General features: G+C 41.9%; 21 protein-coding genes, 1 tRNA gene and 1 pseudogene. 18 read left to right on the top strand and 5 right to left on the bottom strand.

Annotation, left to right across the window (positions count from 1 at the left end):
- Positions 1 to 95: 95 nt before the first annotated feature.
- Positions 96 to 182: transfer RNA gene (locus H6F92_RS24080), tRNA-Ser, on the top strand.
- A gap of 475 nt (positions 183 to 657) precedes the next feature.
- Here the strand turns inward: H6F92_RS24080 and mfd are convergent.
- Positions 658 to 4140: a transcription-repair coupling factor gene (mfd, locus tag H6F92_RS24075; RefSeq protein WP_190359778.1), complete on the bottom strand. Its 3483-nt coding sequence runs from the start codon at positions 4138 to 4140 to the stop codon at positions 658 to 660.
- Between the two features lie 764 nt (positions 4141 to 4904).
- Here mfd and H6F92_RS24070 point away from each other — a divergent pair.
- The 13 genes and pseudogenes from H6F92_RS24070 to H6F92_RS24010 all read left to right on the top strand — a co-directional run bounded on the left by H6F92_RS24070 (position 4905) and on the right by H6F92_RS24010 (position 12497).
- Positions 4905 to 5828: a metal ABC transporter solute-binding protein, Zn/Mn family gene (locus H6F92_RS24070; protein WP_190359777.1), complete on the top strand. Its 924-nt coding sequence runs from the start codon at positions 4905 to 4907 to the stop codon at positions 5826 to 5828.
- A 69-nt stretch (positions 5829 to 5897) separates the two neighbouring features.
- Positions 5898 to 6638 (top strand): metal ABC transporter ATP-binding protein, encoded by a 741-nt coding sequence (locus H6F92_RS24065; protein ID WP_322874213.1) that lies wholly within the window; start codon positions 5898 to 5900, stop codon positions 6636 to 6638.
- Positions 6639 to 6781: 143 nt separating this feature from the next.
- Positions 6782 to 6880, top strand: a pseudogene (locus H6F92_RS26645) (DUF29 family protein); the annotation flags it as partial.
- A 180-nt stretch (positions 6881 to 7060) separates the two neighbouring features.
- Positions 7061 to 7318: a DUF4160 domain-containing protein gene (locus H6F92_RS24055; protein ID WP_002792623.1), complete on the top strand. Its 258-nt coding sequence runs from the start codon at positions 7061 to 7063 to the stop codon at positions 7316 to 7318.
- The gene (locus H6F92_RS24050) at positions 7272 to 7610 is read left to right on the top strand and encodes a DUF2442 domain-containing protein (RefSeq protein ID WP_190359776.1); all 339 of its coding nucleotides are present in this window, start codon (positions 7272 to 7274) and stop codon (positions 7608 to 7610) included. The genes H6F92_RS24055 and H6F92_RS24050 overlap by 47 nt, the downstream gene beginning before the upstream one ends.
- Before the next feature lie 216 nt (positions 7611 to 7826).
- A complete protein-coding gene (locus H6F92_RS24045; protein ID WP_190359775.1) occupies positions 7827 to 8111 on the top strand; it encodes a DUF1214 domain-containing protein in 285 nt (94 codons plus the stop codon).
- 302 nt (positions 8112 to 8413) lie between these two features.
- Positions 8414 to 9226 carry a fatty acid desaturase family protein gene (locus H6F92_RS24040; protein ID WP_190359774.1) on the top strand — a complete coding sequence of 271 codons (813 nt, stop codon included), beginning with the start codon at positions 8414 to 8416 and terminating at the stop codon, positions 9224 to 9226.
- A 37-nt stretch (positions 9227 to 9263) separates the two neighbouring features.
- A complete protein-coding gene (locus tag H6F92_RS24035) occupies positions 9264 to 9872 on the top strand; it encodes a LysE/ArgO family amino acid transporter (protein ID WP_190359773.1) in 609 nt (202 codons plus the stop codon).
- A gap of 530 nt (positions 9873 to 10402) precedes the next feature.
- Positions 10403 to 10669: a hypothetical protein gene (locus H6F92_RS24030; protein WP_002798441.1), complete on the top strand. Its 267-nt coding sequence runs from the start codon at positions 10403 to 10405 to the stop codon at positions 10667 to 10669.
- A complete protein-coding gene (locus tag H6F92_RS24025) occupies positions 10620 to 10862 on the top strand; it encodes a DUF2283 domain-containing protein (RefSeq protein WP_002775710.1) in 243 nt (80 codons plus the stop codon). Before H6F92_RS24030 ends, H6F92_RS24025 begins: the two co-directional genes overlap by 50 nt.
- 491 nt (positions 10863 to 11353) lie before the next feature.
- A complete protein-coding gene (locus tag H6F92_RS24020; protein WP_190359787.1) occupies positions 11354 to 11518 on the top strand; it encodes a hypothetical protein in 165 nt (54 codons plus the stop codon).
- A gap of 152 nt (positions 11519 to 11670) precedes the next feature.
- On the top strand, positions 11671 to 11790 hold the full coding sequence (locus H6F92_RS27155; RefSeq protein ID WP_190359772.1) for a hypothetical protein: 120 nt from the start codon (positions 11671 to 11673) through the stop codon (positions 11788 to 11790).
- Between the two features lie 455 nt (positions 11791 to 12245).
- Positions 12246 to 12497, top strand: coding sequence for a PIN domain-containing protein (locus tag H6F92_RS24010; RefSeq protein WP_190359771.1), 252 nt, complete (start codon positions 12246 to 12248; stop codon positions 12495 to 12497).
- A gap of 9 nt (positions 12498 to 12506) precedes the next feature.
- On the opposite strand, the gene queF is transcribed toward H6F92_RS24010, so the two are convergent.
- Positions 12507 to 12902 carry a preQ(1) synthase gene (gene queF / locus H6F92_RS24005; protein WP_002740916.1) on the bottom strand — a complete coding sequence of 132 codons (396 nt, stop codon included), beginning with the start codon at positions 12900 to 12902 and terminating at the stop codon, positions 12507 to 12509.
- Positions 12903 to 13131: 229 nt separating this feature from the next.
- Between queF and H6F92_RS24000 the strand changes: the two genes are divergently transcribed.
- The 4 genes from H6F92_RS24000 to H6F92_RS23985 all read left to right on the top strand — a co-directional run bounded on the left by H6F92_RS24000 (position 13132) and on the right by H6F92_RS23985 (position 16089).
- Positions 13132 to 14313, top strand: coding sequence for a M20 family metallopeptidase (locus H6F92_RS24000; protein ID WP_190359770.1), 1182 nt, complete (start codon positions 13132 to 13134; stop codon positions 14311 to 14313).
- Positions 14314 to 14335: 22 nt separating this feature from the next.
- Positions 14336 to 14800 (top strand): MEKHLA domain-containing protein, encoded by a 465-nt coding sequence (locus H6F92_RS23995; RefSeq protein ID WP_190359769.1) that lies wholly within the window; start codon positions 14336 to 14338, stop codon positions 14798 to 14800.
- Between the two features lie 87 nt (positions 14801 to 14887).
- Entirely contained in the window at positions 14888 to 15589 is a 702-nt protein-coding gene (gene pyrF, locus H6F92_RS23990; RefSeq protein WP_190359768.1) for an orotidine-5'-phosphate decarboxylase, read from the top strand.
- Entirely contained in the window at positions 15553 to 16089 is a 537-nt protein-coding gene (locus H6F92_RS23985; RefSeq protein WP_190359767.1) for a hypothetical protein, read from the top strand. The genes pyrF and H6F92_RS23985 overlap by 37 nt, the downstream gene beginning before the upstream one ends.
- On the opposite strand, the gene prmC is transcribed toward H6F92_RS23985, so the two are convergent.
- The 3 genes from prmC to H6F92_RS23970 form a co-directional block, all read right to left on the bottom strand.
- The gene (gene prmC / locus H6F92_RS23980) at positions 16086 to 16970 is read right to left on the bottom strand and encodes a peptide chain release factor N(5)-glutamine methyltransferase (protein ID WP_190359766.1); all 885 of its coding nucleotides are present in this window, start codon (positions 16968 to 16970) and stop codon (positions 16086 to 16088) included. The genes H6F92_RS23985 and prmC overlap by 4 nt on opposite strands.
- 5 nt (positions 16971 to 16975) lie before the next feature.
- The gene (locus H6F92_RS23975) at positions 16976 to 17776 is read right to left on the bottom strand and encodes a Tic22 family protein (RefSeq protein ID WP_190359765.1); all 801 of its coding nucleotides are present in this window, start codon (positions 17774 to 17776) and stop codon (positions 16976 to 16978) included.
- A 388-nt stretch (positions 17777 to 18164) separates the two neighbouring features.
- Complete coding sequence (locus H6F92_RS23970) at positions 18165 to 18599, bottom strand: hypothetical protein (protein ID WP_002763808.1); 435 nt, start codon at positions 18597 to 18599, stop codon at positions 18165 to 18167.
- Between the last annotated feature and the right edge of the window lie 267 nt (positions 18600 to 18866).

Genomic DNA, 18866 nt, shown 5'->3' with positions numbered 1-18866 from the left:
ATGAAGTGTAACCTGATCGGTCATCGTCGCAAAAAGAAAAATAATTTGACAGATCGGCAGCATTTGCTGTAGGATGGATGATCGTGACCTCAATTGGAGAGATGGCCGAGCGGTTGAAGGCGCAGCACTGGAAATGCTGTTTAGGGGTAACTTTAACGAGGGTTCGAATCCCTCTCTCTCCGTACCCAAAGCACCTTATGAGTAGGTAGGCGTTAAAAATTATCAGATATCCCCGTTATCAAGGGTAGGGTTGATTCATGAATCAACCCTACCTTATCAAGGGGGGATTAAAGGCAAAATCCATTTTAAATTTAATTATAACCAGCTACTTAGGTAGTCTTGCAAAAGTAATTTCCCGGTTGAGACAGGAGATTACTTTTAGTGATTATCTTCTCCCCTGCTCCCCACTTCATAATTGATAATTGATAATTCATAATTCCCAGTCTCCTATTGGGACTTAGACAAAAAACAAATCGAGAAAAGCCTCAACCCCAATCCCTGCTTGGGATTTACTTCGAGAAGCCCAAAATCGCTGAAACCCAGATAGATCAAGGAAAATCATAAATCGAGGTTAACCCTTTGTCCCGTAATGGTTTGAGCCTTTTTTGCTGCCCGAAAATGCCTAAGTCCCACTATACTTTTTAAACAGGATTTAGTCTAATTCCTCGTCGGTAAACCATCTTTACACTTAGCTAACCACTCCAATAAACTATCTAACTGCTGTGGTGGTTTTACCAATCCTAAACCCCTAACCGTCACCTGTTTGGGACTATAAACAAAGCGTGATTGTATATGTTGGGGTAGGTGTTCTTGTAATAATTTCCACGCTGGTTCCTCCATAGGAGTTTCTAGGATAATATGCTGTTTTCCATCGGGTTTAATTCGCGAAAAACCGAGGGATTTAGCCAGATGTTTTAACTCGATTACCTTAAATAATTGTGCCACCGGTGCAGGAATTGCCCCGTATCTATCGACTAAATCGGCGGCAATTTGTCCTAAAGTTTTCTGAGAATTAGCAGTAGCGATCGCCCGATAGACATCCATTTTCTGCTCCAGATCGGATATATAATCGTTAGGAATAAATGCCGTCAATTTCAGATCGATTTGGGTATCCTCCACTTGAGGAATTTCTTGACCTTGAATTTCCCGCAAAGCTTCCTGTAACATTTCCATATATAGATCAAAACCGATCGCTTCCATTTGTCCCGATTGTTCCGCACCTAATAAGTTACCCGCACCGCGAATTTCCAGATCCCTAGTCGCTAATTGATACCCCGATCCTAACTGGGTAAATTCTTGAATTGCCTTTAATCTTTCCCGAGCGGTTTCTGTTAGTTCTGCCTTGGCCGGATAAAGTAACCACGCGTGCGCTTGTACTCCTGATCGCCCCACCCGTCCCCGCAGTTGATAGAGTTGCGCTAAACCGAATTTTTGGGCATCTTCAATGATAATTGTGTTAACTCTGGGAATATCTAACCCCGACTCCACAATAGTCGTACAGACTAAGATATCCGCTTCCCCATTATTAAAAGCTAACATGGTTGTCTCTAATTCAGCCTCATCCATACGACCATGGCCGATGGCAATTCTAGCACCAGGAATCATCCCTTGAATTGCTGCCGCTTTTTCTTCAATTCCCTCGATTCTGGGTACTACATAAAAAACCTGTCCCCCCCGATCCAATTCATTGCGAATTGCCGTTCTAATCACATCAGAATTATAACTAGAAAGGTGGGTTTGGATGGGACGACGAGAGGGAGGAGGTGTGGTAATTAAACTCATTTCTCGCACCCCAGAAAGGGACATATAAAGAGTCCGGGGAATCGGTGTCGCACTCAAGGTTAACACATCAATATTACTTTTAAAAGCCTTAATTTTCTCCTTTTGATTGACCCCAAAACGCTGTTCTTCATCAATTACCAATAATCCTAAATCTTTAAACTCCACCGCTTTACTCAATAACAACTGCGTCCCCACCACTATATCCAATTCCCCCGTTTTCAAGCGCTGGACGATATCTTTTTTCTCGGAATTGGTGCGAAAACGATTTAATAAACCCACATTAATGGGATAGGGAGCAAAACGTTCTTTCAGAGTGTGATAATGTTGTTGGGTTAAAATCGTTGTTGGTGCTAATAAAGCCACCTGTTTATGACCCGTGGTGACAGCTTTAAAAATAGCACGAATCGCCACTTCTGTCTTACCAAAACCCACATCCCCACAGACTAATCGATCCATCGGGCGATCGCTTTCTAAATCCCGTTTCACATCCTGTATCGCTTTTAATTGATCGGCAGTGGGTTGGTAGGGAAAAGAATCCTCTAACTCCCGCTGCCAGGGATTATCCATCGGATAGGCAAAACCCGATTTTTGGGCGCGTTGGGCGTAAATATTGATTAAATCAACTGCTAACTTCTTAATCGACTTCCTGACGCGAGCTTTCGTCGCTTCCCACGCTTTGCCAGAGATTTTATGTAATTCTGGCTCTTGATTACCTGTATGACGATAACGGGAGAGATTATCAACAGAATCGGCAGGAACCCGCAATAATCCATCAGCATACTTAATAACTAGATAATCTCGACCTTGCACTACTCCGCCAATTGTGCTTTCCTGCTTTTCTAGTTTGATAAACTGTCCGATGCCATGGTGTTTATGTACTACAAAGTCGAGGGGACGGAGTTTATTCACATCCACCTGTACCGAGGCTGCTTGCCGACGTTTGCGGACGTAACCAGCAGTATTTAAAAGATGTTGCCCGAAGAACTCTCGATCGCTAACGACGACTATGCGATAGGTGGGGAGGATAAAACCTTCTAATTCAGCTAATCCTGAGTATTTTAGGGCTGTAGCGGTGTTTTGAATTATTAAGCGCTCGATCGCCCCAAAATCAAGGGGATTGGGGATAAATTGGGCCGGACAGTCGTGTTCCTGTAATAACGAGACTGTGCGGGAGGGTTGGGCAGATATTAACCATGTAGCGTACTTATTTACTTTAATACCGCTATAAATCTCTCTTTTTCCCCGTAAAATTTCCGCTAGTTTGGCGAATTGTCCCGGATTGGTGGGAATCGGACGACTGGAGAGATTAAGACTATTTTCGGAGAGGTGATCGTCTATTTCCGAGAGGTAGAGATGGGGAAATTTGAGCGATATTTGCAGAGATTCGCCAAAAGAACGGTGAATTTGCGGTAAAGCTGGTTCTATCTCTTGCCAGCGTTCCCCAATATATTCTATCCAGCGATCGCTTCTAGCTTGACAGCTTTCCAGTTCATCAAAGGCAATAAGGGTATTTTCGGGGAGATAATCCAATAAAGAGGCAGGTTGAGGGAAGGCTAAGCCTAAAAATCGCTCAATTCCCTCTGGATAAATGCCATTAGCCAATTTTTCTCGATCTTCGGCCCCCAGATAATCGGCCACTGTGGGGGGAAGAGAAGGGGCAATGATCGCCGCAAAGCTAGTGGGAGTAAGAAGCAGATTGGGGATAGAATCGAGGGATCTTTGGGTGGCAGGGTCAAATTCTCGCAATTTTTCCAATTCATCGCCGAAAAATTCTAACCTGACCGGTAATTCTGCCGAAACTGGGAAAATATCAACGATATCGCCGCGACGACTCCATTGTCCTTCGGTTTCTACCAGTGAAACCCGTTCATATCCTAATCTAGCTAGGGTTAGATCGAGGTTTTTGGCTTCTATAACCCTTCCTACCGCAAAATTATCGCTATATTGCTCGAAAACCTCTCTAGGGGGTAAATGGGGCTGCAGGGCCTTTTCGGTGGTAACGATCGCAATTCCGGCCTCTTGATGACTGATTGCCGATAATACCTGCATCTGTCCCCAAATCATCTCGGATTCCCGATTAAATGTCTCGTAGGGGCAAGCTTCCGAGGTGGGATAAAAGAAAACACCTTTCCACGTCATTGCTTCTAATTGTGCCGCCCAACGTGCCGCTTCTTCTAGATTGGCACAGATAATTAAAAGATTTTTTCCTTGACAACGGGCGAAAGCTGTGCCTATTAATCCTTTCGGTAAGCGGGCAAGGCCAGTTAGGGTTAAATTGCCGTTTTTCTCCAGTTTTTGGATAAGTTCGGCAGTTAAAGGCGATTTTTCAATGTTGCGAATAACGGAGGCAAAAGTCATTTTTTCGTGATCGGCGCTCGGTTTTTAGTTAAGCTCTACTGAATTTATACTGCCTCTTGGGATTTTTAGTACAAATGCTCAGGCTTCCTCTCCCTGCTCCGGCACAGTCTTAGCAAGTATCAGTTGTCAGTTCACCCACTACTTTTTGGGGTTAATTTTTTTGGGCTTTATTTGACTTGACCAGAGGGGGGTCGCAGGCGCACGGATTTTCCATTATGTAAGAAATTATCTGTCAAGTCGTGGGGTTTTGTCAAGCTTTTTGGGAAAAAAAATTAACCGATAGTCAAGGGGAGAAAATTGTCGGCAGAGTTAAGCTCTACTGAATTGAAACTGCCTCTTGGGAGTTTTAGTACAAATGCTCAGGCTTCCTCTCCCTGCTCCCAACTCTGGCACTCCGATGCAGTCTTAGCAAGATGAACGTAGGTTGGGTTGAAGCATGAAACCCAACGCCCGCATGGGTTACGCTACCGCTAACCCATCCTACAAATAATTGTGCCTCCCTACTTATCAGTTGTGCGTTCTCAGTTCACCGGCTACTTTTTGGGGTTAATTTTTTTGGGCTTTATTTGACCTGACCAGAGGGGGGTCGCAGGCGCACGGATTTTCCATTATCTATATACTATCATGTCAAGCGTTGGTTGGCAAGAGAAAATTTTTTAATTGCCAGCAAAATCAGTTCATCTATACGGAGATATTTTCAGAATGATAACGATTCTCACCGAATGTGATAAGATGAGAATCATAATCAGACTCAGTTAACTCCGATGGGTAAAAAATTCCAGTTAACAGCGATCGCTTTAACAATGACTATAGCCAGCTTAACAGCTTGTAGTAGTCCCTCGGTCAAGGAAAAGGAAGCAAAGACACCCTTACAGGTGACAGTGAGTATCGTACCGCAGGAATATTTCGTCAAACGCATCGGCGGTGATAGAGTCAGTGTTAATGCCATGATTCAACCTGGCACAGATCCCCACACCTATGAACCAAAACCCGAACAATTAAAAACCACAGCCCAATCGCAAGCCTACTTTAAAATCGGTGTATCCTTAGAAGATGCTTGGAAAGATCGCTTAAACAGTGTTAACCAACAGATGTTAATCGTCGATACCAGTCAAGGAGTAGATAAAATCCCTTTGACAGCAGAACATAATCACGATCATGATCACAGCAAGGAAGAAAAACATCAAGCTGGAAAAAACACCCTAGATTCCCATATTTGGTTATCACCAAAACGAGTCAAAGCACAAGCAAAGACTATTTATCAAACCCTAGCACAACTCGATCCCGGTCAGGAAGCTATCTATCGGGCTAACTTGGAAAAATTCAGTCAGGAATTAGACGCATTAGATCAAGAAATTCGGCAAAACTTGGCAGGGATTAAAAACAAAAAGTTTATGGTATTTCATCCTGAATGGGGCTATTTTGCCCAAGATTACGGTTTAGAGATGATTGCGATCCAAATCGAAGGCAATGAACCCAGTGCTGCCCAGTTAAGTCAACTAATCAAACAGGCAAAAAAAGAGAATATTAAAGTTATTTTTGCTCAACCAGAATTTAGCCAGAAAAGTGCCGAAACTATTGCTAGGGAAATTGGGGGACAGGTAATCCTTATCAGTGCCTTTGCTGAAAATTGGAGTGAAAACCTGCGACAAGTTTCCCAAAAAATGGCCACAGTTTTAAATCAGTAATTGTTTGTATATGTAGCTAGACACAATTAATTGCACATATCTAACTACCTCTTGCCTATTGCCTTTTGCATGAGTGCCTATCCTAACCAAGAAGTTAATTTTGCCCTATTGTATATGTCAACGATCATTACCATTAGTAATCTCTGGGCCGGCTACGAACAGGAACCCATCCTCGAAGATATTAATTTAACCATTCAAGAACTGGATTTTCTGGGAATTATCGGACCGAATGGAGGGGGAAAAACTACCCTGCTTAAGGTTTTACTGGGATTAATTAAACCTTGGCGGGGAGAAGTCAGTATTTTGGGGCAAAGTGTCGAAAAAGGTCGGGAATTAGTCGGTTATGTGCCGCAGTTTGTCGAATGCGATCGCTCATTTCCCATTACTGTGGGTGAGGTGGTAAAAATGGGGAGATTGAGCAGCAAAAAACTCTGGCAAGGCTATAGTAAAAAAGATGAAGTAAGGGTAGATAAAGCTTTAGATAGTGTGGGAATGTTAGCGTTGAAAAAAAGATCGATTGCTGAACTTTCGGGAGGACAGCGCCAACGGGTTTATATCGCTCGCGCTTTAGCGGTAGAACCCCGTCTCTTGATTTTAGATGAACCCACTGCCAGTGTCGATCCCCAAATGCGTGCTAGTATTTTTTCCCTGTTGCAAGAATTGAATGAGTGGATGACCATTTTAATTATTTCCCATGATCTGGGAACCCTATCTACCTATGTTAAATCGATCGGTTGTCTCAATCGTCGTCTCTATTATCACGGCCAAAAATCTCTTACTGATGCTATGTTAGAACAAGTGTATTGTTAAAAGTTTTCTCCTTTTCTACTGTCAAAACCCTTGACAAATCCCCGCCCTTGACAGATACTTATATATAGAATGGGAATCCGTGCCTGCCTGCGAACCTTCTTTTTTCAGGTTAGATAAGCGTCAAAAAAATAAAAACCTAATACCTGACCAGCGCTAAAGACTTATACGAACAAGACTATCTTGCTTGGTTAGAAGAAACGGCCAAACAACTGCGACAAAGACAGACAGATGTATTGGATTGGGGAACCAACAGAGACAAAAATTATTATTATTAGTTGTAAATTTCATTATGACTAGGCTCAATGTAATCGCTGTTATTTTGTTGATTAAACTTTAAAATTGTCATTGCTGGAACGCCAAGGGCGATCGCTTACAATAGGGGGAAAACTTTTAGAAAGCAACCTTTATTACTATTCTTACTCATGCCCACTCTATCAAGCTTCTATGGAATAAAAATCACCATGAACTATAACGATCACAATCCGCCTCATATCCATGCCGAGTATCAAGATTATGAAGCGGTTATAATGATTCACACAGGTGAAGTTTGTGGTCAAATGCCCAAAAGAGGACTAAATCTAATATGGGAGTGGCTTGATCTACACCAATCTGAACTATTGGAGAACTGGGAAAATGCGCGTCAAAGAAAACCTCTTAACAGAATCGATCCCCTTCCCTAAAAAGGAGCTATTTCTTCATGTTATCTGTGTGGAATATCTGGATAAGTATCAATTAAAGCTAACCTTTAATAATGGAATAGAAGGGATTGTAGATTTAGAACAAGAATTGTATGGGGAAATCTTTGAACCCTTAAAAGATCAAAGCTTATTTCAAAAAGTATATGTCAATAGTCGGACAATAGAATGGCCAAACGGAGCAGACTTTGCCCCTGAATTTTTATTTGAAATTGCTCTCGACAAGCAACCGGTTAGTATGGTCGGTGAGCGTGTAGGGTACGCTAATGAAATGTAACGTACCAAATTGTTTTCTTAACAATAATTATCTGATTTGCGATTATTTTGGACTTTAGTGCGATCAGGTTTTCTTCTCATGGTGTGATCGCTTTTTGATCAGGAGGGGCGATCGCTAATTGCCGTCTTGACTTAAAAAATAGTTACTTAACGCGCTTTTTTGCTTTTAATCATGACGAATTTGTAATTATTCTGCGTTACGTTAACACATCCTAGCGTGCTACTATTCTGGTCAGTGATTCTTTATAGTAACCAGATGCGATCGATGATTCAGACGGATCAACAGTTTCCTAGTGTCGGTAGTCAGACTAAGGGACTTTTGGTTAATGCGGATGGCTCTGTGGATCTCTATTTCGGGCCGAAACCGCTTGCGGGTAAGGAAAATAACTGGGTACAGACAAATCCGGGCACGGGTTGGAATACGATTCTTCGGCTCTATGGCCCGCTTGAGCCTTGGTTTGATAAGACTTGGCGACCAGGGGAAATCGAGTTATTGAAGTAGTCCTATCCAGAATATGGCTGGATCGCCGATCTGTTGCTTGGGTTGAGGTGATATGATGCGACATTACCTTATTTCTCGCTAATAAAATCGGCGATCGCACTTCATCAGAGAAAGTGATCGCAGTAACTTGACAATAAGGTTATCATTTCCTATAATTAGATTGCATTTCTTAACCTTAAGCGATGAGAGTTGCGATCGCACTAAATCACACCAAAAAAATAATCCAAAAATGCAAAAAAGTAAAGACATTTTCAAATCAAATAATGATCTGATAGGTAATCAACCTATTATTTATTTATTTAATGAAGATATTAATTTGGGGAATTTGCTTGTTTTCAGGCATATTTCTCTTTTTTTGCCACGATTTAAGATTACAAATTTTTGGGGCTTTTTTTGCATCAATTATGATGGCTCATGGTATAGAATTACAACATCAAGCACTCCATGAAAATGGTTTCAATAATCGTCTTTTAAATAGAGTAGTTGGGTTTTTTCTTGGGCTACCTCTTTTAATTTCGTATTCACATTATAAGGATCGTCATATTCATCATCATCAATATGTAGGAACAGATCAAGATTCCGAGTTTTTTCAATACTCAAAAGAAAATGATAATTTAGGTAAATTTATATATAATTTGTTTATGATTCCTCACTGGATTCGGGTATCTGCTTATATTTTTTCGGCTTTTACAAATCAATCATTTGGCGAAGTTTATAACAAAAAAAATGAAAATGCAATTAGAAATGACTATTTAATTTTTGGACTATTTTTACTAACCAGTTTATTAGCTATTGTTTTATTAAATAAAATAGAACTATCGCGTATTTTTTTATTGTTTTTTTGTGCAGCACCTATTCATACATTAATTGAGTTACCGGAACATTTAGGTTGTGAAAAAGATACTGACATTTTCAAAAATACCAGATCTATTAAGTCAAATTGGTTGATGACTTGGTTAACAAACGGAACTAATTATCATGTAGAACATCATTTAATTCCTTCAATTACACCAGAAAGGTTACATATTTTGCATGAACGAATTAATGATCAGATATTATTTAAAAATAATTCTTATACGGAATTTATAGCAAAATTAATGACAAGTCAAAATTGAAAAAATTTTTATTAATAAATTACAAGATGATTTGTTTATGAATGGACTGTTATATGGTTTCTTACTTGGATTTTCCTTAATTTTTGCTATTGGACCTCAAAATATTTTTGTATTGAAACAAGGATTAAAAGGAGAGCATATTTTTTGGGTTTGTCTAATTTGTTCACTATCTGATGCTTTGTTGATAGCGATTGGCGTATCTGGATTTTATGTTTTTATTGAAAAATTCCCTTGGATATCAATTATTGCCAGATATGGAGGAGCAGCTTTTTTATTTTTTTATGGATTTACCAATTTGCAATCTTCATTGAAAACAAATCATAGAGTTGAATTTGATGATGTAAAATCGAAATCTTTTAAGAAAGTTATGTTAACTTGTCTTGGTTTTACATGGCTTAACCCTCATGTTTACTTAGACACAATATTTCTGATTGGTTCAGTTTCATCAAAATATAGAAACGAAGCACTTTATTTTTGGTTCGGTACATCTATTGCTTCTTTCGTTTTTTTCTACTCTCTTGGCTATGGTGCGCAGTTACTTAAGCCTCTTTTTTCTAATCCATTGACATGGAAAATAACGGAATTTGTGATTGGAATTATAATGTTAATTATTGGTTTTTCTTTATTAAAATCTTATGAGATTTAATTTTTGAATTTTGGCATTAAAACTTATGATTGTAGTGCGATCGCCGATCTTGTGGTGCGATCGCCGATCTTGTAGTGCGATCGCCGATCTTGTAGGTTGGGTTGAGGTGACGAAACCCAACATTGCCTTTATTTCTTACCTTAATTTTTTGGGTTTCACTTCGTTCAACCCAACCTACATTTTATTCCATACCAACTATTAGTGACGAAACCCAACATTGCCTTTATTTCTTACCTTAATTTTTTGGGTTTCACTTCGTTCAAACCGACCTACAGTGCGATTATTTGCTTTATAATTTTTGCTAATCCAGGCTCTTCGGGACTTGGTATGGTTCGATGTGGGGGCATAAATCGACTCAATCCTTATCTGGCAAGATATTTAATTGATTAGTTCGCTCCAGATCGCCAACAATTGACAAAAATTGCGGCAATGTCTGTCTCTATAAAGGTTTCATTCCTTATAACCCCGTCCATTGCATAAGACAAACCGAAGAACCCTAATCCCTTACAAAAAAATACTCCGAAATCCTCGTGAACTTTATTTTAAGTCACCATGCCGAAGAAAAAATTATTCAACGCCAAATCTCTTTAAAAATATTGCAGGACATCCTCAATAATCCTGAGCAAATTTTAGAAGAAGATGGACTCAAAGTTTATCAAGGTACGTTTGTCGCCATTAACAATAAAACTTATCTTCTGAGAATTTACATTAATGACTTAGTTGAGCCTCAAAAAATTGTTACACTATATGTTACCAGTAAACTTAGAAAATATAGGCAGCTATCAAATGAAAGCTAAATATGATGCTGAAGTTGACGTTTTAACAATTACCTGGCATGACACACCCGTAGAAGAAAGTGAGGCAATCAGTCCGGGGGTTATTCTTGACTATGATCAAGCAGGTAATGTAATCGGGATTGAAATTCTTAATGCTTCTCGAAAAATCGAGAATTTTTCTCCGAATGTGCAGGTAGCTATTTCTTCTCGATAAAGGTGATCGCTGATCCTGTAGTGCGATCGCTGATCTTGTAAGTTGGGTTGAGGTAACGAAACCCAACATTGCTTTTATTTCTTACCTGAATTTTTTGGGTTTCACTTCTACATTTTATTCCATACCGATATCACTATCAAAGATCAGCTTTTCTGAAGCTCCTCACATCTGATCATAAATTCCTTCTTCAACATAACGGTGAAAACTGGAATATTGCCAATCTTTCGGAGCGTTTACTAATCCATGATGCACGGTATTCGAGATGATTAACAAAATCTCAATAAAAAACCCTTGACAAATCCCCGCACTTGACAGATACTTATATATAGAATGGGAATCCGTGCCTGCCTGCAAACCCTCTTTTTTCATGTCAAATAATGGGATTAAACTAACCAGCGTGCAGTGGTTTCTGGGGCTTGCTGATCGGTATAAAGAGGATGAGGGCAAACAGCAGCTGAAAGTCCCTCAGTTTAGGCAATTAAGGAGCTAGGGTGAAGAAAAATCAGATGACAATGGCGGTGATCGCCTTTCTTGCGGGAGCAGGTACAATATTCGCCGTTATTGTCATTTTTGAGATTGATTTGGTCAAATGGGCTAACTGTAGTGCGCCTTTTGCCGATCCAATCGATCGAGAATCAGCCCTTTGCCGCAGATAATTTGTGAAATGGCGGCAACAAACGCAAGCAACAAACAAGGAAAAGGGGAGGTTGGCGTTCTGTGCAGGTTCCCGTGCAAAAGTTAGTTTGGGTTTAGGTTTTAAAAATCCCTCAAATTAGCAACGCCAAAATTCTATATTGAATAGGATGGCATGGAGACAGGAATCACTCAAGACTTAATTCATTTGGGAATAGCACACGAAGATATTGTCTTAGCCTTTTTATCTCCTGACACTCCTTTATTAAAGGATATGCTAAAATCTCAAACCTAAAAAATACCAAGCAGACATTCAACCAGTTTACCTAACTTAAAAACTTAGAACAAATGAATACAATAACAATTAAAAAGCGTTTGATTGAAAAGATAAACCATCTTTCTGAAGAGCAACTTATACTAAATCCAGTTATTAAAGACTGATTATTTATTCCCCCGACCCCCCCCTTGCCCCCCCGACGTCGGGGGGGTGGGGGGTTGCCTCTTGCATGAGTGCCTATCCTGATAGGTAGCCTATACTCAACGGATTTAGTATTAATTCGGTTATATCTTTTGTCGAATAATTACAAAATACACCTAAAGATGCCCAAGAAATTCAACGCCCACAAACAGATGAGGAAAGGATGGCTTTAGTGGATGAATTGAAGAAATTATTCAAAGAAACTCAAGAAATAAAGATAACCCCATTACCAATGAAGAAATCCCAGCGGAAATAGACGCTTATAGGGGTGAATGAAAGTTATTTTCGATACAAATATCTTGATTCCTGCGGCTTTTAGAGGAGGTAAACTAAAGATAGCTATTGCTTATGTTCTTGCTTCTTCAAGCTTTGAATGGATAGCATCATCTGAAATTATCAAGGAGTACAAAGAGGTTTTAAATCTTCCTAAGTTGCAATTGTTCCATGAAGAGGACGATAGCAAAAAACTTGAACAACAAAAACTAGAACAGCTAGAGATGGGGGTCAACCCATCCCCAAACTAGACAATTATGCTATTCTTTTTTATACATCACCTCCACCACGGTATGTACGTTACCCCTGGGATGAAAATCCCCCTTAACTTTCATTTGCAAGGGTTCACAAGCCGCCACCAAATCATCTAAAATTTGGTTAATTGCTTCTTCGTGGGAGATATAACGATCGCGATAACTATTAATATAAAGTTTAATCGCCTTTAATTCCATCACCTTTTGATCGGGAACGTAGCTAAGATAAATAGTGGCAAAATCGGGATAACCGGAAAAGGGACACTTACAGGTATATTCTGGCAGGGTGATCTGAATATCGTAATTTCTGCCAGGGCGTGGATTGGGGAAAGTAATTAATGTTCCTTCGGCAATTTCTCTTTCCCCGTACTTAACTTCAATTTTTTCGGAAGACTGAACCATGTTTTTTTCCTAACTAGACAATGTTTCCTATCATAGCTGGAATATTCTCTCAAGAGGCGTTACCGAATCAAGAGATGAATAGTAACTCCTGCATCCTCTTGACAAATTAGCTTAGTCCTAGGTTGAAAGAATGCCGAGAAGACAGTTGAGACTGAAAATCAGCCAGACCCAACTTTTCAGGTAAAAAATGATCTATGATTAACTCTAAAGATACTGTAAAACTGGTTTCATGCTCTCCGAGATTAAAAACATAGCCGAGAGTCTCGCACCCCGATTAGTGGAGATTCGCCGCCACATTCACGCGAATCCAGAGTTAAGTGGGCAAGAATATCAAACTGCCGCCTATATTGCCGGGGTTTTGTCTTCCTGTGGTCTATCGGTGCAGGAAGCGGTGGGAAAAACGGGAGTTAAGGGAGAATTGGCGGGAAAAGGCAGTGATCGAAGGATTTTAGCCATCCGGGCCGATATGGATGCCCTACCGATCCAAGAAAAGACCGATTTAGACTTTGCTTCCCGTAAACCGGGGATTATGCACGCCTGCGGTCACGATGTTCATGCTACCGTCGGTTTAGGGGCGGCGATGGTGCTTTCCCGTCTCTCGGAACCTTTGAGGGGAAAAATACGCTTTCTCTTTCAACCAGCAGAGGAAATCGCCCAGGGGGCCAGTTGGATGATCCGGGAGGGGGTGATGCGGGATGTCAGCGCCGTTTTTGGGCTGCACGTTTTCCCCTCGATTCCGGCCCGATCGATCGGAGTTCGTTACGGGGCCTTAACTGCAGCTGCCGACGATCTGGAGATTTTTATTCAAGGAGAATCGGGCCACGGGGCCCGGCCCCACGAGGCGATCGATGCTATCTGGATCGCTTCGCAAGTAATCACCACTTTGCAACAGGCAATTAGTCGGACTCAAAACCCCTTGCGTCCGATTGTCCTCACCATCGGCCAGATTAGCGGTGGTCGCGCCCCCAACGTCATCGCCGATCAGGTACGCATGGCAGGGACAGTGCGATCGCTGCACCCAGAAACCCACGCCCATCTCCCGGAATGGATCGAGAGTTTGGTCACGAATGTCTGTAGCACATATAACGCTAAATGTCAAGTAAATTATCGTCGGGGTGTGCCATCGGTACAAAATGACCAATTTTTAACCCGTTTGGTGGAAGAAGCTGGTTTAGAAGCTTGGGGACAGGATCGGGTTTTAATTCTCTCGGAACCTTCCATGGGGGCCGAGGATTTTTCCCTTTATTTGCAACAGGCCCCCGGTACAATGTTCCGTCTAGGAGTGGGTTCGACTAATCTCCTCAATCCCCCCCTTCACCATCCGGAATTTTTAGTGGATGAGTCGGCAATTCTCACGGGAGTGATTACTTTAGCCTACGCAGCCTATAAATATTGGCAAAGGGAAGATTAAACCGGTTTTTCAAGATAATTTTATGGAAATTTGGCAAGATTTAGCTATTATAGCCTGGACAGAATTGCTGCTGGATAGTTATGAACAATTAATCGGGCGATCGCTTTTACCCCGGATCGGTACTGGCAAAGAACAGAGTAAAATGCTCTTTTATGCCCCTTTTGTGCTGGTTTCCCACGGTACACAAACTAATCCGATCTTTAACTATGGTAATCGCACCGCCCTCGATCTCTGGGGTTTAACTTGGCCAGAATTATTAGCAACTCCTTCGCGAGCAACGGTAGAGGGAGAGGAAACCGCCCAAGAACGCCAAAAAATGCTAGATTTAGTCAAAAAACAAGGCTATATCAACGATTATCACGGCGTAAGGATCACGAAAAACGGTCAACTATTTCGCATTGAAAAAGCGATCGTTTGGAATATCATCGATCGTGATGGCATTTATTGCGGACAGGCTGCCACTTTTGCCGATTGGATTTTTCTCTGATTTAAGCTCCCCACTCCCCCATCACCCCACCTGCCCCCCCGATGTCGGGGGGGTTGGGGGGGCCACACCCCACTGTATCGCCCCAATATGACCAACTCAGACCGAATTATTGTTCCTCTCGATGTGCCGGATTTAGAATCAGCGATCGCACTCCTTGATCTGTTGCCGGAAGTCAATTTTTGGAAAGTGGGACTAGAATTATTTGTCAGTAGCGGTGCGGAAATTCTGGCGCTTCTGCAAGAAAGACAAAAAAAGATCTTTCTCGATCTCAAATTTCATGATATTCCCAATACGGTCGCTGGGGCCTGTCGTTCAGCTAGTCGCTATCAAGTGGATTTACTCACCCTGCACGCAACGGCCGGACGGCAAGCACTGACGGCGGCTAAGGGGGCCATCTCTGACCTGCTATCGCCGCCAAAACTTCTCGCTATCACCGTTTTAACCAGCCTTAACGCCCGTGAATTAGCCCTCGACCTCAAAATTCCCCTAGAAATATCGGAATATGCCTTAAATCTGGCATTATTGGGGAAGGAATCGGGAATTGATGGGGCGGTTTGTTCTCCCCAAGAAGTGGCGCAATTGCGTCGCGTCTGTGGAGAGGATTTTCTCTTAGTTTGCCCCGGAGTTCGTCCCTCCTGGTCAAGCAAAGGGGATCAAAGTCGGGTGATGACTCCGGCCCAAGCGCTTAAAGCTGGGGCTGATTATCTAGTAATTGGACGACCGATCACCGGTGCTGAGGAGCCAAAGGTAGCATGGACAAAAATTTGTCAAGAATTAGCCGATATTTAGCTGTATTGCTGGTTATGTCCGTGATTAACTCGCCAGCAGTTAGTCGTCCTCTTTCTAGTTGTCCGGAGGATTTAAATCTTTTAGTCGATCGCCTCTTGTCAGATTTACCCAGTTATGCTAATCGAGTTATTACCCGTTCCCAAATCGACCAAAAATTATCTACACCAGTTTTTGTGATTATTGCCGGTCGTCCCGAATTTGCACCCCTACCTTTAAGTGCTAGTCAATATTCCGGTCAAATTGCCGATGACACTCAACAGGTTTTTTTTACAACTTTAGAGCGTCAGTATGGCAAAAATCGCTCTGTCACTCTCCAGAATTATCATTGGTTATTTTTAACTAAAACTGGGGAAGGATGGCGATTAGTGACGGTTTACAGTCAATTAGCTGCCCTTGAACCCGCTCAAGTCCCTTTACCTCCCCTAGAAACCAGCCAAGGCACCATCGGCCAAGCGGTGCGTCTCTGGCTGCGGGACTGCGAAGCGGCTGCATTGCGCTAAATTCGCTCGGCCAAAACAAAGCGATCGAAACCGGCTAGGTCATTAATAATCTGAATTTGTCGATAATTGCCCTGATTTTCTAGCATTTGCGCTACTTTTTCCCCTTGACCGGCTCTCATTTCCACTAGCCAAAGGCCTCCCGATCGCAGATAATCAGGTGCAGTGGCCACTAGATAGCGCAGTGCGGTCAATCCGTCTTCCCCTCCATCGAGGGCCAAACGGGGTTCATGTTCCCGCACTTCAATTTGTAGGTCGGGGATTTCTGCACTGGGAATATAGGGAGGATTGGACACCATACCGCTAATCTGTCCTTGCCACTTCTCTAGGGGTGTCCACCAAGAACCCTGTTTTAAGATAATTCTGTCGGCAAAACCGGTATTGATGATATTTTCTTTGGCGATCGCTAAAGCGGTTGGACTGTAATCAGTAGCATATATCTCTGCTTTTGTCAAGATACTGGCTAAACCAATAGCGATCGCACCGCTACCGGTTCCCAGATCTACCCAGATTCCCCCGTCGTCTCCTCTGACGGTTTCGCCAACGATATCGATTAATAACTCGGTTTCGGGACGAGGAATTAAGACCCCTGGGGAGACTTTCAGGGTAAAATTACGCCAGACCACCGATTCGAGCAAATACTGCAAGGGAACCCTTGTTTGCAGGCGTTTTTGCCAGCGTTTAGTAATTTCCGACCAGGAATAACTCAAAGGGATTTTTTCTCGTTCGCGAAAGGATTGTAAGCGCAGGGAAAGAGTATCTAAATCTGTCACTGCTTGCAGAAAGATATCCACTTCCTTGGCAGATAGTTGCGCTTGCGCTAAATCAGCGATCGCCTGTTGCCGCCATTGACTTAATTCTTGACCGGAAATACTAGCAGACACAAGGCTTAACGATTGGGGGCGGGGCGATTATTGGTATTATTATTAGGGCGTGGCTGATTTGCCGGCGCTTGGTTGGGAGCATTTTGGTTGCTATTTGCTCGAATAAAATCAATCGTTTCTTGGCTAGGATAGAGGAGAATTTTAGTTAAAGCTTCATCGTTGCTTTGTTGTAGGGTGGCAATGACACTTTCTAGGGGAATAACATCAATTTTCACCGTGGCTGCTTCTGCGGGATTAGCTTTTTTGTATTGTTCTACCATTTGCAAAGCGGCGGCTTTTTCAAAGAAGAAAGGAATAAAATCCTGATTATTGCGATTGATCACCAGAAAATTACTCTCTTTTCCTGCTTTCGGCACAAATAAAGGTACACCACCTTGATACTGTTGACCTCTTTCACTGAGCAGTTTTTTCGCCGATTCTACTTCCGACTCTTTGGGAACAAAATCGATAATTAAACGATTTTGATCGGTTTGACTGGTTTGCATTTTATAGACTTGTGCCAAAGAAACAGCCTGAACTTTAACTTTGCTGGCCACTTCAGGATTCTCTTTTTTCAGTCGTTCAAAAAAGTTTTGTGCGTCCTGCTTACTAATAAAAACCCCCGTGAATTTCTGTTCTTTTTCTCCCACGGCAATTAAGGGAACTCCTTGATCATCGGCAATAGCGAAGACAGGTACAGACTGCAAGGTTTTGACGATTTGTTCTTCCGGTAAAGCGAGTGCTTTAGAATAGCTGCCCAGCAGCGAAGTCAACATTGTCGTTCCTACTAAACCAAGAGTTGCCGTCCAACGAATGAGAGATTTCATCAAAATAATTACCTCGTTATTACTATTAACCAATATTTGCCGTTAATCTGAACTATATCGTCTGCTTAACTCCTCCGATTAGGAGTTTTCTGATGAATAACCAGCCCCAAAAGTTCCCTTTATTGGCTTGGTTCTGAACTATCATAGCTAAAAAGATCCGCACTTGGTGAGATGAGGTGGCAGCGTCAGCCCGGAAACAGGGGCAATTTACGGGCTTATCTGGGAAATAATAGGGATTAATTAGATTTTTTAGGCTAAATTCTCCGAAAAAATCGCTTTAGCTCTGGTTTAAGCTGGCTTTTGCCTTAATAAGCACCAACTTGAGATCAAAAGGCCTCCTCTTGTCTGAATCAGTTAGTCAACTGGCTACCCCTTGATCTTGGCACTGCTAATGACTTTCCGAGAAATCGCGCGGATGGGCGATCGCTAACCGCAGCCATTGATAGGAAACTAGATTTAAAATCAGTCCGATGATCAATAAAATTGCCATGAGAGCGATTTGATACCAGGCGATCGGTCTGACCAGAAGATCGGCGATCAGATGGGCTAAATTCAAGACAGAATAGAGAATTGTCAGCCAGAAATGGGTCTTTCTCAAGGAGCGACTTTCGCTAAAATTGACCCCGATAATCGCTAACATTGGCAGCAAAAAAAAGAGCAACATTCCCCAGAAAATCGGATCGAGATTGCTGGTTTGATGACTCTCGACGATCGATTGACCATGGAAGAGTGGCATTAACCCCAGTTGCGTGTGAAATAGGGTTCCCAAGAGGAATGTTGTCCAGAGAGCGGCAATTTTTTCGGGATATTTCGCTGTTTTCACGGTAATTATCCTCGGAATTAGTTAAATAAAAGCTCGGACTAAGTGAGAAAGTATTCTTCAATTTTTTCTAGTCACTTATCTATACATTCTAAAAAAAGTTTCTGTATTTAAAATCACTTTTTACAAAAAAACACAAAATAAGACCTCTTATACCTGGACTTCCCCGTTGACAAAAAGCCATAACCTGTGCTGTAGAAGGGATTAAAAGAATTTCCGCCGCCCCGTTACTGGGTACAAATCAGGGAAACTCCCAATAAATCTAACGCT

It is taken from the genome of Microcystis wesenbergii FACHB-1317 (assembly GCF_014696875.1).
In the GTDB taxonomy this organism is placed as follows: Bacteria; Cyanobacteriota; Cyanobacteriia; order Cyanobacteriales; family Microcystaceae; genus Microcystis; species Microcystis wesenbergii_A.
Note: the sequence above shows the minus strand (reverse complement) of the source record. Positions and strands in the feature narration are given on the sequence as shown.

Excerpts from the sequence above, each read along its gene's own strand:
- H6F92_RS24055 (WP_002792623.1), top strand. The coding sequence starts at position 7,061 with ATGCCCACTCTATCAAGCTTCTATGGAATAAAAATCACCATGAACTAT.
- H6F92_RS27155 (WP_190359772.1), top strand. The coding sequence starts at position 11,671 with ATGGAGACAGGAATCACTCAAGACTTAATTCATTTGGGAATAGCACAC.
- H6F92_RS23995 (WP_190359769.1), top strand. The coding sequence starts at position 14,336 with ATGGAAATTTGGCAAGATTTAGCTATTATAGCCTGGACAGAATTGCTG.
- H6F92_RS23975 (WP_190359765.1), bottom strand. The coding sequence starts at position 17,776 with ATGAAATCTCTCATTCGTTGGACGGCAACTCTTGGTTTAGTAGGAACG.
- H6F92_RS24050 (WP_190359776.1), top strand. The coding sequence starts at position 7,272 with ATGCGCGTCAAAGAAAACCTCTTAACAGAATCGATCCCCTTCCCTAAA.
- pyrF (WP_190359768.1), top strand. The coding sequence starts at position 14,888 with ATGACCAACTCAGACCGAATTATTGTTCCTCTCGATGTGCCGGATTTA.
- H6F92_RS24070 (WP_190359777.1), top strand. The coding sequence starts at position 4,905 with ATGGGTAAAAAATTCCAGTTAACAGCGATCGCTTTAACAATGACTATA.
- H6F92_RS24035 (WP_190359773.1), top strand. The coding sequence starts at position 9,264 with ATGAATGGACTGTTATATGGTTTCTTACTTGGATTTTCCTTAATTTTT.
- mfd (WP_190359778.1), bottom strand. The coding sequence starts at position 4,140 with ATGACTTTTGCCTCCGTTATTCGCAACATTGAAAAATCGCCTTTAACT.
- H6F92_RS24010 (WP_190359771.1), top strand. The coding sequence starts at position 12,246 with ATGAAAGTTATTTTCGATACAAATATCTTGATTCCTGCGGCTTTTAGA.
- H6F92_RS24065 (WP_322874213.1), top strand. The coding sequence starts at position 5,898 with ATGAGTGCCTATCCTAACCAAGAAGTTAATTTTGCCCTATTGTATATG.
- queF (WP_002740916.1), bottom strand. The coding sequence starts at position 12,902 with ATGGTTCAGTCTTCCGAAAAAATTGAAGTTAAGTACGGGGAAAGAGAA.
- H6F92_RS24000 (WP_190359770.1), top strand. The coding sequence starts at position 13,132 with ATGCTCTCCGAGATTAAAAACATAGCCGAGAGTCTCGCACCCCGATTA.
- H6F92_RS24025 (WP_002775710.1), top strand. The coding sequence starts at position 10,620 with ATGTTACCAGTAAACTTAGAAAATATAGGCAGCTATCAAATGAAAGCT.
- H6F92_RS23985 (WP_190359767.1), top strand. The coding sequence starts at position 15,553 with ATGGACAAAAATTTGTCAAGAATTAGCCGATATTTAGCTGTATTGCTG.
- H6F92_RS24040 (WP_190359774.1), top strand. The coding sequence starts at position 8,414 with ATGAAGATATTAATTTGGGGAATTTGCTTGTTTTCAGGCATATTTCTC.